The following is a 13,345-nucleotide window of genomic DNA, read 5'->3' as shown; positions in this document are numbered from 1 at the left end:
ACGTATATTAGGATTTTCAGTAATAAGTAGCCAATAGCTATTGACTACTTCTCAACAAGCAATTAATTTTTACCAATCTGAAATTTCGCTAGCTACATTACCAGTTACAAGTCCACCTAAAGCTAAAAGCGCTGCTCCAGTGAATCCACCAGCAACAGTTTCAAGCTCTTCATCTGAAACCTCACTTGAATTATCGGAAAGTGCTGGAGGCACAGTCAAGATTAGGTGATCTGGCGATTCTTCCATAACTTTAATTGTTAAACCTTCAGCTATGGTAACGCCCAAAGCTGCTTCAATAGTACTTTTAGGATTTTCGAGTAACTGTTGACGAAATTCGGGATCTTTAAGTGATTTAATCCGAATTTCTTTCTCTAAGCTTTGACGTGACTGATCGTTATTCATAGTTTTCTCCTAGATTTTATATGTTGATTTTTGTGGTTTTAGCTTACTAATGCTTAAAGCATATTTGGCAAGCATGTAGTAAGTGAGAAAAAGCCAGATGCAAAAGCTTTAACAGTCGTTTTGACATCACTACCTCCAGCGATCGCTTGCAGCTCCGCCTCTGATAGTTCGTTGACTTTTGTAGGCATTGCAGGAATTACTAAATAAATGCTGCCTGGTTCTTCTTCACAAATACTAATTTTGGTATTTTCAGGCAGTAATGATTTAGACGTTTCTTCAATAACTTCTTTGGGATTATCTAAAAGACGTTGACGAAAATTTGGATCTTTTAAAGCTCTAATACGAACCTCTTGTTCAAATTCTAGTCGCGTTTGATTTTGAGTCATTTCAGGTTTCTCATGTCTTGAATTTGTACTGTAATTAGTCTATGAGTTAAAAAATTAAAAAACTATTCATAATATTAAGGTAAAACTAAATAATTTTAGCTAAAAGACAATACCAAGATAATTAATTAATTAATTATCAAAATCTAAGCTATTTAGAGATTTTTAACGATAAAAATTATTGGTTTTTGCTCAAAAAAATTCATTGTAATTTACTGAAATTTTTCATATTCTAAAATTAAATACAAATTGTAATAAGATAAGAGTGCAAACGTGAATAAACAAAGTAAATTTATCAGAAATTTTCTGAGTAATTACTCAAAGATCGAGATTTTCAAGGGCGATTTTTGAGCGAAACAAAAGCAATATTGATTGAGATGGGGATTCATCTTCCTGGTTCAGTTCAAGTTGAGGTTCATGAAGATACGGCACGATTCAAAAATTTGGTGATTCCTGAAAGCTTACCAGGGTCAGATGAATCAACTGTTTCTAGTTCACTATATAGAACCATAATTAATAAGGCTTGTGAAGATCGAGGCTTCAAAACCCAGTTAAGTACCCGTGCAAAATAGATTACGAGCGTAGAGATAGGCAATCCGCAAGAGGCAAGAGGCAAGAGAGAACAGGCAAGAGTCAATTATGAGTGTGTAAATAATTATGCCCAAATACTTAATGCAAAATTATAAAAATGCGATCGCTTTATTTGAGAAAGAATGCCCTACTGAATATATTTAATAACTAAAAAAATTTAATCTTTAGCTCAAAAAAAGCATTGCTATCATTTTTTTAATTATTTACGATTAAATTATTGCCAGTTGAGCAGATTTTAAAGAAAAATCTTGGTTAATTTTTTCTCGATCGTATCTAATGAATTTATTCATTCTTTTGTTAGATAGAGATGAAAAGTAAAGAGTTTTTTCAATTCTTTGATTCAACATTTTCATGATAAATAAACAATTACATCTGTTCATCTAGTAGCTATCAATAAGGAGCAACCAATGTCTAATAACTATCAAAATATCATCGAATACCTTTGGGAAAATCCCACAAGCCGAGAAGATTTTATGACTGAACCCAAGTCATACTTAGAAAAACAAGGACTCGAAATTCCCGAAAATGTTCTAGTATCTGCCTATGCAGATACTTCCAGTCAATACTACTTAGTTTTGCCTCCTGATGGTACTGAAATTCCTGAAAATGACAACCCAGAAACTAAAATAATCGGGCGAGCTTTACAAGATTCGGTATACAAAGCTCGACTATTGGAAAATCCCCAAGCTGCTGCCGAGGAGATAGGTATCGAGCTTCTAGATTCGATGACCATCATTGTCTTGCAAGACTCCGAAGACCAGATGCACTTTGTGATACCAGTCAATCCCTCTGATAGCGAACTTAGCGAAGCTGACTTAGAAACTATAGCTGGTGGTGCTTCCAGTTATCCTGGATTATATGGGAATTCGTTCGGAGGTACGGACTTCGGAGGTTTTGGCTGTGGCTGTCGACCGATACCAATAGGTCTTTAATCTGACTTGAGCTAATCGTCTTGCATATACTATTACGCTGCATATTAGAAGATTAGTTAATCAATAAAGACCACGCTTATTTAGTTTAAGTTAGCAAATCAATCTAAATAAGATAATTACATCTGTTCATCTAGTAGCTATTAATCAAAAGAAATAAATGTCTAATAACTATCAAAATATCATTCAAAACCTTTGGGAAAATCCGACAAGTCGAGAGAATTTTATGACTGAACCCAAGTCATACCTAGAAAAACAAGGACTAGAAATCCCCGAAAATGTTCAAGTACTCGCTCATGCAGGTACTTTCAGTGAACTCTACTTAGTTTTGCCACCTGACGGTACCGAAATCCCTGAAAGCGACAACCCAGAAACTAAAATGATCGGACGAGCTTTACAAGATTCAGCATACAAAGCCTTGCTCTTGGAAAATCCCCAAGCTGCTGCGGAAGAGATAGGTGTCGAGCTTCCAGATTCTATGACCATTATTGTCTTGCAAGACTCAGAAGACGAGATGCACTTTGTTATTCCAGCCAATCCCTCTGATGACGAACTTAGTGAGGCTGACTTAGAAACTGTAGCTGGTGGGAAGCGATTAGGTGATTTTCCTCTTTCAAAAGAAACTCAGGAATACTTCGGGAGACATCCTTTTATGATGATTCTTTAATCTGACTTGAGCTAGTCTTCTTATATATACTATTACGCTGCATATTAGAAGACTAGTTAATAAATAAAGACCATGCTTATTTAGTTTGATTTGCCAGACCAAACTAAATAAGATAATTTTTACTACACCAAAGATAAGTATGATTAACAATAGTTGGAATTTTGAGCCACAGCAAACTCAAACAAAAGTTCAAGAAAAAATAGAAAAAAAAAGTTCTATTATACGTCCGCGTTTGACTTGTAAAGTAAATGTTAATCAGAATAATATTGTACTTTATCAAAATGGTCGTAGTTTTATTTACCAGGCTAGTAATCAATTGAGTAAAAGTTTACAGCGTTTTTTTTTCTTAATGGATGGTACGAGAACTGTTAAAGAATTACAGCAAATTTTTTGGATTAAAAATCCTCAAGTTGTCGAAAAAATTATCTCTGACTTAGAAGAGCAAGAATTAATCGATGATGCTACTCAGTTAGAGGTTAGTTCGGGTAGTGATATTCTAAAAGAATTAGAGTACTTGACTCAAGATTTATTGATTAATAGTGTTGATAACAATCTTTTTGAGCAGTCTATAACTTCAACAGAATCCAACCTACCAGTTAATGTTCTCTATGGTTTTGCACTGGAACAATATCAAGTTGTTGCACGGAAATCTGCTTTTTATTCTCCTGCCCTTGATTATTCTTGTACTGACCAAACTCGAAAATTAATTGACCGAGTGTACTGTCAAGAAACGACACGGGAAAAACTTTTATCAGAAGCATTAAATACGATTGGTATTAGCGTCAGGGAACTAACAGACACAATTCCCTTATCAGAGACAGTCGCAATGTGTCAGGCTCTGGCATATTGGGCAAATTCCGAGCCACTTTTTTTCTTCTACGCTATCGGAATTATCAAACAAAAGGCGACTCAGAATTGGCAAGCTTACCTTGAAGCCTGCGAACGAACTAAAGTAGAAACTCAATTTCTTACTTCTATTAGAAAATTGACATATCTCAATCGAGAAAATCAACATCAGAGCTTAACACATTACCTGTTTCAAGAAGTTCCTCATTTGGAGGAGAAAACTAAACAGCGATTTAGAGGGCAAATTTATCTATTTGTGGAGATGTATCACCATTTCCATAGTGCAATCTGGAACTACTATTCCTCTACTAGTGATTTGTTGCGACCAGTTTCTTTAATCTAATCAATTTCTAATCAATAAGTTAACTTCAAAGAGAATTTATGCTACCAACTAAAGATTACAAACAACCTTTATTTAAAGAGCAAGTCTTTTTCCAATTTAAAGAAACTAGCGTTGAAATTACTTATGGAACTCAAGAATGTTCGCTTTCATTTGAACCAGAAAACCAACCGCAAACAATTCAACTATTAAAATTGTTACAAACTGGCAATGTATCATTGCAACAATTAGGTCAAGCGTGTCCCGAAATTGAGGAACAGATACCCGAATTACTTATAGAGTTCGAGCGTTTGGGAATGATCCAAGAAACTCAAGATCAAATTCTAACTCAGCCGATGACTGGACTACAGTTCTATCGAGAGTTACGTCGTTTTTTACAGCATTGGCAAAACCATATTGTTCATCCTCTCGCTTTTAAGAAGATGACTGAAGGAACGATTACTAGAGAGCAGTTAGTTGGCTATGCTCTAGAATCCTATCACGTTACTCATCTGTGTCCTCGTCTGTTGGCTGCTTCCTTAACCAAGCAGGAAACACCTCATACTTATCAACTCCTGCAAGAATTTTTCGTTTCTGAACTGCATCACGATCGCTTGATCGAAAGTTCTTTAGCCAGCGTGGGGATTGAAGAATCACAACTAGAACAGATGCAGCCTTTACCGATGACTTTTGCCATTTGTTCTGCTTTGGCTGTTTTTGCTCAACAGCATCCTTTAAGCTTTAAAGTAGCACTCTGGTTATTCGAGCAAGACGATCCTAAATTTTTGGAGTTGTTTAAACAGTGTTGTCAGGATCTGGATTTGCCCAGGGAGTTTTATCAACCAATTTTGTTGCACGCTAATATTAATGATGAAGGAGAACACGAGCAGATAACCAAGAATTTGCTGGCAGAAGTAGCTTATATTTCTGCTGAAGAACAGTTGCGGGTGAAGAAAAATATAGCGATTCTTCAAGAGTCAATTATGCTTCGAGATCGCCAGATTATTGATTATTATGGCAATCCTCATAATATTATTCCTCGTTGTTTCAGTTGAAAATCAGTAGGTTGGTTTTCTAAAATGTAGTTGCTTATACAAGCAAAACTAAAACCAAATTTTTGATTTTGAAATTTTTGATTTTGATAGGTTTTTTGAGTAGGGCTATTATTAGCGACTACTTCTTGCTCGTTGTCTTGATTTCTTGATTGAAAATCAATCTGATAGTCTTGACAAGCAGTAACATTTAGAGCAGTCACCGTAAAACCGAGTAATAAAGAACTTTTCTGGATAAAATTCAATTTTAAGCATTTTTCTTCCCGATCGTTTCTTGCAACAGAACCAAAAGGATGTTTTAGCCCAAAAGAAATTTGTTTTTGTACTTCATATAAGTTTGTTGTTCGAGTTAAACTTTTCAGGCGTTATAGAAACTGTATGAATGACATTAGGCAAAACAAGTAATGCAATCTCCTGATTACTAACGACCAACGACTAATGATTAACGATAGTCAACCGTGGGTCAATTAATTGGAATGACTATAGTTCAAAGCTTCAATTTTAAACTTGAACAGATTTTGCTGGATAAAAAGCGATCGCCCAGCTTGATTTTTATGTAAGATCAACCTACCTTTAACCTTTCCAGCATCCAATCAAATCTAGTTGCTGCTAAGGACATTTGTTCGAGAGTCTTGGCATCTATTTCATCTTCATAATGCATTTGGTCATTGAGAGGCTGACCTTGGACATAAGTGCGTCTACCAACGCTAAGTCTACTAATGATTCCCTGTAATTTATCAGCTAGTAAAGTGGAGATCGCCTGATAAAAGCGAGCAGCAAAACCTACATCTTGCTGTAGTTTAGTAACTAGTATGGGTCGAGCTAGAGAAAGTACCAAAGAATCTGCCACCGCAGTTACCGTGGCGTAGGGCGAACGACCATCAATAAAAGAAGTTTCGCCCATAATTTCCCCTTTATGCAAGTTGATAATTTCCTTTCCTGAAGATTCTCTTCCTTCCAAAGTGGCAAATATATTAGTTAAAGGATTGCTTTCATTGTTTTCCAGAGAGACTTTCATTTGCCCATCCAGCAGAAAGTATAGAGCATCAACAGGCCCTCCCTGACGAATTAAAGTAGTTTGGGCAGGAATTTTCTCAATAGTCCCATTAGCTATCGCCCAATCGAGATCGCTATCGTGTAATTGCCCAAAAATATACAGTACATCTCTAACAGGCTGAGACTTAGCAAAGTTTTTACGACCAAGGCGATAGAGTAAATTTTGTAATCTATTTAAATATAAAATTGCGATCGCTCGGTAAAAACGGGCAGCAAATCCTTTCTCTTGATATAACTTATTTTTTAGCTCTTCCAAAGGAAGAGACAGAACCAAACCTTTTCTTAAGGCAGTAATGGTAATAGCCCTAGAATTAAAACCAGTAAAAGTATTTTCGCCTACTATTTCGCCACGAGATAAGCGCATAATTTCGATCTCAGGAATATTTGTGCCTTCTAAAGTGGCAAAGGCTTGTGTCAGAGGATTACTACGCTTTTGCAAGAGAGTAGCGATTACAGTTCCTTCCAAAATCAGATAGAGATTATTGAAAGTATTTCCATCCCGCATCAGTACAGTGTTTGGGTAAATTTTTTGTTTTGTAGCTGTAGCGATTATCCAATCTATATCACTATTATTTAATTCTTGTAGAATAACTTCTGTCATTGTTTTGTACCAATTGATTAGGGACTTGTTTTGTAATTTCTGGACAATGTTTGGAGTCGCACAACAGCTTGCTCAGAAGCTAATTCTTCTAGGGTTAAATAGGTCAAAGCAATTAACACTTCTGGTTGCTCAAAACTGGAACTGAGTTTTAACTCCTCTGCATACTTGCGATCGAATTCCTCTAAATTTTTGGCAGCAGCTACAACCAGGGCTTGTAAAATTTTCAAAGCTGAATTTGATAGAGGTGGCTGACCTCGGTAGTTTTGTAATCTGCCATCTTTTCGATAATCAGGAAATGATTCTAAGCCCATAAAGCGTAAAAACCAGTCAGCGCGATACTGTCCAATCGCAGCAACAATACCCCGATAATCGGCAATTAGTTCGTCAAGCAGATTATTCTGCATGGAGTTAAACAGACGACGAGTAAAATAATGAGTGCATTCGTGTTCGAGACGAATTGCCAGGGATAACTTACGCCACTCTGATTCTGTTAATCCCAGATTCTCAGGAGCAACATTACTATAAAATCCGTCGCTGAGAATGATAAAACGGTCTTGATAGAGATTTTTTGGGGGAATTAATCCGACCGACTCCTGTTTCTTGGCAGTTTCCTCAGAATTGTTCTGATTTTCTTCTGACCATCCTTTCCTCCCCTCGCGATATTTGCGAATTCTGTCCCAATTGTTGTAACCAGCCACCATACAAGCTCCCATAGAAGGGGAAATAGGCTTGGGTTCATTGCGCTTGGTTAAAGCTTGTACTAAAGTTACAAAATCTTCTCGGTTATCAGGAAGTATTACGGGAATTGCTCCAGCTAAACTAGGATAAATTTTTAAACCAAGCTTCTCTGGTTGTTTAAGCCTAAGCCCTATAGCTTCAGGTATGGTATGAGGTTCAACTCCTCTGAGAGTAACAGAGCGATAGGCATCTGTCTGGCTGATACCTTCTGCAATAGGGAAATGTAACTGAACTAAAGCATTTTTGAGAGCTTTAAAAACACCTATTTCTGTAGCAAGATGAAGATACTCTGACCAAACAGCTACATGGGGTTCGGGTTCGAGGGGAAATCGTGTTTGCGATCGCCAATTACTATGGTCAAAGACATTTTGATTATAAACTGATAGCTCTTTTATTTCCGTATCTGTAGCACCATAACTTTTCAGAACACTCGATTGAAATTCTTGCAGTTTTGACACCATCCTAGCCTCCTACTGCTAACATCTGTTTTTCTTGGACTATTTGTGCCGTGATATTGGCTACCGTCAAACTGAGAGGATGGTGGGGATAGTGCAAACAGAAAATATCTCTACTACCAAGCTGCACAATCTCTTCTGAGAGAGGAATAATGCCCACCACTGGAGATTTATAAGTTGTTTCCATATTTTGTTGTAGAATATCAAAATCAGAATGAGGTAAGGCTTTATTCACTACCAACATGATATTAGACATCTCTAACTTGCGAGCAACTTCTAAAGTTACAGCAGTTCCTTGATAATCTTGTCGATCTGGTCGTAAAATAACCACCAGGCGATCGGAAATAGCGATCGATAGTAAGGTTTCTTCGTTGAGACCAGGATGAGTATCAATTAGCAAATAATCCAAATCTAAGCCTTGAATCAGTTCATTTAAGCCATCATTGAGGCGAGCCACGTCATATCCTTCCCGCAAAATTCTGGCGATTTGACCAGCTTTGATACTAGAAGGAATTAGATAAAGACTACCATTTATCTCTTCTGAACTTAAGACACGACTGACATCATAGGCAGTATCTTCAATCTGACAATTACCCCAAAGATAATCATTTAAGGCATAATTCATGTGGTCTTCGTCTAGACCAAAGATAATGTGAATTCCAGGGGACTGAATATCCGTATCTACCACACCCACCTTTAGCCCTTGTAGTGCCATAGTTGCAGCCAGGTTAGCAGTTAAATTAGATTTACCTGTACCACCACGGAATGAATGAACGGAAATAATTTGACACATAATATTGCTCCAAATTTTGTAATTAAATGTAATTAAAATTGAATCCAAATTTAAACAAATTTAAACAGTTTCTCTGGCTGCTGGAAATTCCAGTTTGCACCAGCATCGATCGGAACTTAGAGGTAATAAAACCTTGCCCCCAAATAGTTGGAGGTCAAACTGTATCTTTTGGTTTTCTTGATGTATTTCAAGCGAGGAATGATATTTATCGATCGAGGGTAGTTCGGAGCTAAATGCGTTTTCTACTGGTTGTCGATCGAGTTTGTAATAAGCTTGGTGAAATTGTATTTGTTCACAGCCTAAAACCTGGCGTATATAGTATTATCGATGGCGAATGCTTGTAAAAAAGCCATATCGAGATCGCTCTGTCCCAAATCAGTCAAAGTAAAATCCACTCGCGATCGTTCTGCTAATAATGCTGTTTGTTTCTCAATCAAAAAAAGTAAAATTTTAGTTCGTTTGGCAAACATTCCTGCCAACAATTCTTCTTTAGAAATTAGTTCATCCAATGACATCTAAGCTACCTTCCTCAACCAACATTCAATTTACTATTTTGGTTTGGCATCACCAAACTTTTAACTGATTACTATCAACGACTGGTTACAAAACGATTCTTCTGATCTTTGACTTTTTTCTGTAAATTTTGGAAGTATGCTGACTCTGTTTGTTCTTTTGTCTTTGCGCGATTTTTTAACCGTTGCGCCTTTTTTTGCAGTCCCCTAAAATATTCGGTTTTGGTAATCTCTGATATCTGTCGCTCTTTTTTGGTTTCATCAATTTCCACTCGTAAGTTTTGTACTTGTGACTTTAAGTGTTGTTCTCGAATTTTTATTTCTTCAGCCATCTGAAGAAAAACACAAGCTAGCCTACCCAAGTCATCTGGAGAACGAGATACCTTTATTAACAATTCGGGTTTAAACTCGCCTCTTTGTAGTGCTTTCCCTGCCTTAATCAAAGTGCGAATCGATTTAATTAGCTGATGAGAAAGCAAGAGAGAAACTAAGACGGCAAACCCTCCTACCATCAAAACAAATAAGGTGTTTTGCCAAATCATTGCCCGCATGGGAGCTTCAAAAATATCTTTTGGTTTGTTTACTCCCAATACCCAAGATTTGGTTTGTAGTGGAGCAAAACCAGCTATCTGATGAGTTTTTTCGATGGGAGAATAATAGCTGACATGACCTATTTGTTTTGTTCCTACTATTGCTTCTGCTAACTCAGGAAGTTCTAAGCTATCGATTTTCTCTCGACCATAGGAATTGTTTGCTCCAAGCTCTTTTTGAGTATTTGGAGGTAATTTATTCAGACTACGATAGAGATAGGAAGTATTAGGGTGAGCGATGACGACTCCTCTTTCATCCACTAAAAAAGCTCCAACGTGAGAATCGACCCTGATAGAGTTCATCGCTTTCCAAACATCAGAACCTTGTATTTCTAGAACTGCTACGCCCAAAGTTTCTCCCCTCTCAGAACGAATTGGATGAGCAAAAAATAACTCAGGTCGTCCGCTAGCTGCTTCCACCGAAAAGCTAACAGATGCAGCAGCTTTACTTTGAATTGCTTTTTTAAAGTAGTCCTGAGAACTCTGAGATTGACCAATAAAAGTCGGATTTGTAGAAGCACGACAAATCCCATTTTTATCTATGATGAAGACAGCATCATAATCGGAACTAGAGCGCAAGATCACATCCAAACTTTTTTCTACCTTGGAAAAAAGCTCTTCTTTTATTACAGAGTTAACAGCTAAAAATTTAACGATATCGGTATTTCTAGCGATTTGATTGACAATCAGACGATTACCAAGGATTAATTGGTCAAGACGAGTAGCATTACTAACAGCAATAACCTCTAATTTGTCAAATTCACTTTGGGCTAAGTTTTGCAAACTTAGTTTGAGATTATTATGGGCAGTCAAGCTCATTGGGATAGTTGCTGCCAAAAAAATAACAATTAACAGTTTGGCAGAAATTGACCAATAAAAAGGATTAATTCGTCTGAGATAGTTACTAAAATTGGCAAACTTAAGAAGCATTATTATTGCCTGTGACAATTATTTATTTTTTGGATTGATTTTTCTTGTTGTTAAAGTAGATTCACTACTTTGGCTGACTAACAACTAGCAAATAATCAAGATTGAGATATCGATTGCACCTAATCTAAATGATAATCACTACGTATCTCTTAATATCAAATTGTATAATCATAATTTTAAATTTACCAAATCTTTTTTTCATCAATGAATAACTTTTTTGGATTATCTGGCAAAAAATCAAATATAAAAACAAAAGTTGGTTTTAGATTAAATTTATTTATTGTAGTTTAATTACGATTGTCTTAATCTAATAGTAAAACTCATGAATAGTAATTATTAACTAATTCCAGCTAAATATTCTTTGATTACACCAATAAAATTAATTATATTAATTGAGTTTTTCTAAAATTTTTCTTTAAACATGGTGAAAGAAAGTGAATTACACTCTTAAAGCAATCCAAACTGTCGCTATTAGCTTACCTATAATTTTATGTTCTGAAACTACTGCTCAAGCAGAGGATGTATCCGATGCTGATTTAGCTCAAAATGGCGACCGCTCCACTGAACTGCCATCTCAAACAGCACAAGATTTAAAGCGGAAGCCGACCCCTAATATTGATGTAATTGGGCAAAAAGATCAGTCTACATCTGTTATTGCTCAATCCTCAACTCAGTCTTCCACCAACATATCTTACGCTCCGAAAAAACTTAATCCTAGTGCCAATCCGTTAAAACTTCCTACTAAACCTTCAGAAGTAAACATTGAAATCGACCAACAAATTAGTCTCCAGCAAGCTGTTGAATTAGCAATTAGAAATAATCAAAATTTGCAAGAAGCTCGACTAAATCTAGAACGTTCTCAAAAAGAACTACGAGAAGCCAAAGCTGCTCTTTATCCCCGTTTAAATACGGAACTAAATTTTTCTGAAGCTGAATCGACTGAATCTGCCATATCTTTAGAACTAGCTCGTCAACAAGGAAATGGGTTTATTGATGAAGATATCAGCACTACTTCTTTTGATGGCAGTCTCAATCTTACCTACGATCTTTATACAGGAGGTTTGAGAGGTGCAGACATTAAACGAGCCGAACAACAGGTTCGTTTTAGTAAATTAGATTTGGAGCGCATTACTTTTGAAATACGCTTTGAGGCTATTAGAGATTACTATGATTTGCAAAATGCTGACTCTCAAGTGGAAATTGAGCAAGCTTCCGTAGATGAAGCTCAACAAACCCTTCAAGATGCTCAACTACTGCAACAAGCTGGTATTGGAACAAATTTTGATGTACTGAGAGCGGAAGTAGAATTGGCTAATGCTCAACAAAGATTAGCCACAGTTACCGCAGAACAAAGCACAGCCAGAAGACAATTAGCGACAACGCTGAGTGTGGGACAACAGGTAGAACTGAAAACTGCCGATCGAGTCAAACCAGCAGGAACTTGGCAGTTTTCTCTAGAGGAATCTATCGTAACAGCATATAAAAATAGGGCTGAGCTAGAACAATTACTCGTAGAAAAAGAAATTAATCAAAAACAAAAACAAATTGCTTTATCCGCCGTTAGACCTCAACTGAGCTTACTAGCGAGTTACAACATTCTTGATGTTGGTGATGATAATGTCAGTTTAACCGATGGTTACAGCGTTGGCGCAAGATTAAGCTGGGATTTATATGATGGTGGTGCAGCCTCAGCTAGAGCGAAACAATCTGAAACTGATATTGCCATCGACGAAGCTCAATTTGCCGATCAACGCCATGAAATTCGTCTTGAAGTAGAACAAGGTTATTTTTCTCTGGCTGCTAGTCGAGGAAATATTACCACCTCACAAAAGGCGTTGGAATTAGCAAATGAAAGTCTAAATTTAGCTAGGATGCGGTTTCAATCTGGAGTTGGTACACAAACCGATGTAATTCAAGCCCAAAGTGAATTAACTACTGCTAGAGGCAACTATCTCCGAGCAATTATTGAATTTAATCAGTCTTTAAACCAGTTAGAACGAGCAGTTACTAACTTACCCAATGACCAATTGAATAACTCAAATCTCTAGATTAAAGATTTGAGTTTAAAAAACAACCCTTGACTAATTTGACTAAGAAAGAAACTATAAAATGTCTATCAAAAGCGCAAAAGTATTGTACACGAGACTTCTAGCCGATAAAAAATTTAGAAAACAATTAGAACAAGCAGTCACTTATCAGCAGCGTTATGAGATTCTGCGAGCTGCTGGTTTTTCTTGTACTCAGACAGAATTAAAGATTGCTAAAAATGAACTATTACAGTCCCTGGAAACTAATGAAGAATTAAGTGAGATCGAACAAGAATATATTCAGGGTGGCAGTTCCATTCAATCCTTGCTCACCCACTTCGACGACTATTTGTTCAAAGAAAAATAGGTTTGACGATTAGCTTTACGCCAGGCTTTCGGGCTAGCTCCATAGTATTGACGAAACTGGCGGAAGAAGTGATTAATACTTTGATAG

General features: G+C 36.7%; 14 protein-coding genes and 1 pseudogene. 7 read left to right on the top strand and 8 right to left on the bottom strand.

The genetic code is table 11. From position 1 onward, the window contains the following. Positions 1 to 69: 69 nt before the first annotated feature. The gene (locus H1P_RS02190) at positions 70 to 402 is read right to left on the bottom strand and encodes an NHLP leader peptide family RiPP precursor (protein WP_144863705.1); all 333 of its coding nucleotides are present in this window, start codon (positions 400 to 402) and stop codon (positions 70 to 72) included. A gap of 53 nt (positions 403 to 455) precedes the next feature. Then, a complete protein-coding gene (locus tag H1P_RS02185) occupies positions 456 to 788 on the bottom strand; it encodes an NHLP leader peptide family RiPP precursor (RefSeq protein ID WP_144863703.1) in 333 nt (110 codons plus the stop codon). 329 nt (positions 789 to 1,117) lie between these two features. Here H1P_RS02185 and H1P_RS02180 point away from each other — a divergent pair. The 5 genes and pseudogenes from H1P_RS02180 to H1P_RS02160 all read left to right on the top strand — a co-directional run. After that, positions 1,118 to 1,357: pseudogene (locus H1P_RS02180) on the top strand (hypothetical protein); the annotation flags it as partial. A gap of 426 nt (positions 1,358 to 1,783) precedes the next feature. Then, positions 1,784 to 2,308, top strand: coding sequence for an NHLP leader peptide family RiPP precursor (locus H1P_RS02175; protein WP_144863699.1), 525 nt, complete (start codon positions 1,784 to 1,786; stop codon positions 2,306 to 2,308). A 157-nt stretch (positions 2,309 to 2,465) separates the two neighbouring features. After that, positions 2,466 to 2,972 (top strand): NHLP leader peptide family RiPP precursor, encoded by a 507-nt coding sequence (locus tag H1P_RS02170; protein ID WP_144863697.1) that lies wholly within the window; start codon positions 2,466 to 2,468, stop codon positions 2,970 to 2,972. Between the two features lie 139 nt (positions 2,973 to 3,111). Next, complete coding sequence (locus tag H1P_RS02165; RefSeq protein WP_144863695.1) at positions 3,112 to 4,161, top strand: hypothetical protein; 1,050 nt, start codon at positions 3,112 to 3,114, stop codon at positions 4,159 to 4,161. Between the two features lie 38 nt (positions 4,162 to 4,199). After that, on the top strand, positions 4,200 to 5,192 hold the full coding sequence (locus H1P_RS02160; protein ID WP_144863693.1) for a thiaminase II/PqqC family protein: 993 nt from the start codon (positions 4,200 to 4,202) through the stop codon (positions 5,190 to 5,192). On the opposite strand, the gene H1P_RS02155 is transcribed toward H1P_RS02160, so the two are convergent. From H1P_RS02155 to H1P_RS02130, 6 genes are all read right to left on the bottom strand, one after another. Next, positions 5,162 to 5,434, bottom strand: a complete 273-nt coding sequence (locus H1P_RS02155; protein ID WP_144863691.1) for a hypothetical protein — start codon at positions 5,432 to 5,434, stop codon at positions 5,162 to 5,164. The genes H1P_RS02160 and H1P_RS02155 overlap by 31 nt on opposite strands. A gap of 317 nt (positions 5,435 to 5,751) precedes the next feature. After that, positions 5,752 to 6,846 carry a cyclic nucleotide-binding domain-containing protein gene (locus H1P_RS02150; RefSeq protein WP_144863689.1) on the bottom strand — a complete coding sequence of 365 codons (1,095 nt, stop codon included), beginning with the start codon at positions 6,844 to 6,846 and terminating at the stop codon, positions 5,752 to 5,754. A gap of 17 nt (positions 6,847 to 6,863) precedes the next feature. Next, positions 6,864 to 8,045 (bottom strand): DUF7005 family protein, encoded by a 1,182-nt coding sequence (locus tag H1P_RS02145; protein ID WP_144863687.1) that lies wholly within the window; start codon positions 8,043 to 8,045, stop codon positions 6,864 to 6,866. Position 8,046: 1 nt separating this feature from the next. Continuing rightward, positions 8,047 to 8,832 (bottom strand): MinD/ParA family ATP-binding protein, encoded by a 786-nt coding sequence (locus H1P_RS02140; RefSeq protein WP_144863685.1) that lies wholly within the window; start codon positions 8,830 to 8,832, stop codon positions 8,047 to 8,049. Between the two features lie 299 nt (positions 8,833 to 9,131). Then, positions 9,132 to 9,347 (bottom strand): hypothetical protein, encoded by a 216-nt coding sequence (locus H1P_RS02135; RefSeq protein ID WP_144863683.1) that lies wholly within the window; start codon positions 9,345 to 9,347, stop codon positions 9,132 to 9,134. A 74-nt stretch (positions 9,348 to 9,421) separates the two neighbouring features. Continuing rightward, positions 9,422 to 10,864 (bottom strand): cache domain-containing protein, encoded by a 1,443-nt coding sequence (locus tag H1P_RS02130; RefSeq protein WP_144863681.1) that lies wholly within the window; start codon positions 10,862 to 10,864, stop codon positions 9,422 to 9,424. Positions 10,865 to 11,298: 434 nt separating this feature from the next. Between H1P_RS02130 and H1P_RS02125 the strand changes: the two genes are divergently transcribed. Beyond that, the gene (locus H1P_RS02125; protein ID WP_144863679.1) at positions 11,299 to 12,912 is read left to right on the top strand and encodes a TolC family protein; all 1,614 of its coding nucleotides are present in this window, start codon (positions 11,299 to 11,301) and stop codon (positions 12,910 to 12,912) included. 61 nt (positions 12,913 to 12,973) lie between these two features. Then, positions 12,974 to 13,258 carry a Nif11-like leader peptide family RiPP precursor gene (locus H1P_RS02120; RefSeq protein ID WP_144863677.1) on the top strand — a complete coding sequence of 95 codons (285 nt, stop codon included), beginning with the start codon at positions 12,974 to 12,976 and terminating at the stop codon, positions 13,256 to 13,258. Positions 13,259 to 13,345: the final 87 nt, after the last annotated feature.

The organism is Hyella patelloides LEGE 07179 (genome assembly GCF_900659865.1).
Lineage (GTDB): Bacteria > Cyanobacteriota > Cyanobacteriia > Cyanobacteriales > Xenococcaceae > Hyella > Hyella patelloides.
This window is presented reverse-complemented; position numbering and strand designations above follow the sequence as displayed.

What these genes read in the sequence shown, in the direction of transcription:
- H1P_RS02170 (WP_144863697.1), top strand. Translation starts at nt 2,466, where the DNA reads ATGTCTAATAACTATCAAAATATCATTCAAAACCTTTGGGAAAATCCG.
- H1P_RS02120 (WP_144863677.1), top strand. Translation starts at nt 12,974, where the DNA reads ATGTCTATCAAAAGCGCAAAAGTATTGTACACGAGACTTCTAGCCGAT.
- H1P_RS02175 (WP_144863699.1), top strand. Translation starts at nt 1,784, where the DNA reads ATGTCTAATAACTATCAAAATATCATCGAATACCTTTGGGAAAATCCC.
- H1P_RS02130 (WP_144863681.1), bottom strand. Translation starts at nt 10,864, where the DNA reads ATGCTTCTTAAGTTTGCCAATTTTAGTAACTATCTCAGACGAATTAAT.
- H1P_RS02190 (WP_144863705.1), bottom strand. Translation starts at nt 402, where the DNA reads ATGAATAACGATCAGTCACGTCAAAGCTTAGAGAAAGAAATTCGGATT.
- H1P_RS02140 (WP_144863685.1), bottom strand. Translation starts at nt 8,832, where the DNA reads ATGTGTCAAATTATTTCCGTTCATTCATTCCGTGGTGGTACAGGTAAA.
- H1P_RS02145 (WP_144863687.1), bottom strand. Translation starts at nt 8,045, where the DNA reads ATGGTGTCAAAACTGCAAGAATTTCAATCGAGTGTTCTGAAAAGTTAT.
- H1P_RS02135 (WP_144863683.1), bottom strand. Translation starts at nt 9,347, where the DNA reads ATGTCATTGGATGAACTAATTTCTAAAGAAGAATTGTTGGCAGGAATG.
- H1P_RS02150 (WP_144863689.1), bottom strand. Translation starts at nt 6,846, where the DNA reads ATGACAGAAGTTATTCTACAAGAATTAAATAATAGTGATATAGATTGG.
- H1P_RS02185 (WP_144863703.1), bottom strand. Translation starts at nt 788, where the DNA reads ATGACTCAAAATCAAACGCGACTAGAATTTGAACAAGAGGTTCGTATT.
- H1P_RS02165 (WP_144863695.1), top strand. Translation starts at nt 3,112, where the DNA reads ATGATTAACAATAGTTGGAATTTTGAGCCACAGCAAACTCAAACAAAA.
- H1P_RS02160 (WP_144863693.1), top strand. Translation starts at nt 4,200, where the DNA reads ATGCTACCAACTAAAGATTACAAACAACCTTTATTTAAAGAGCAAGTC.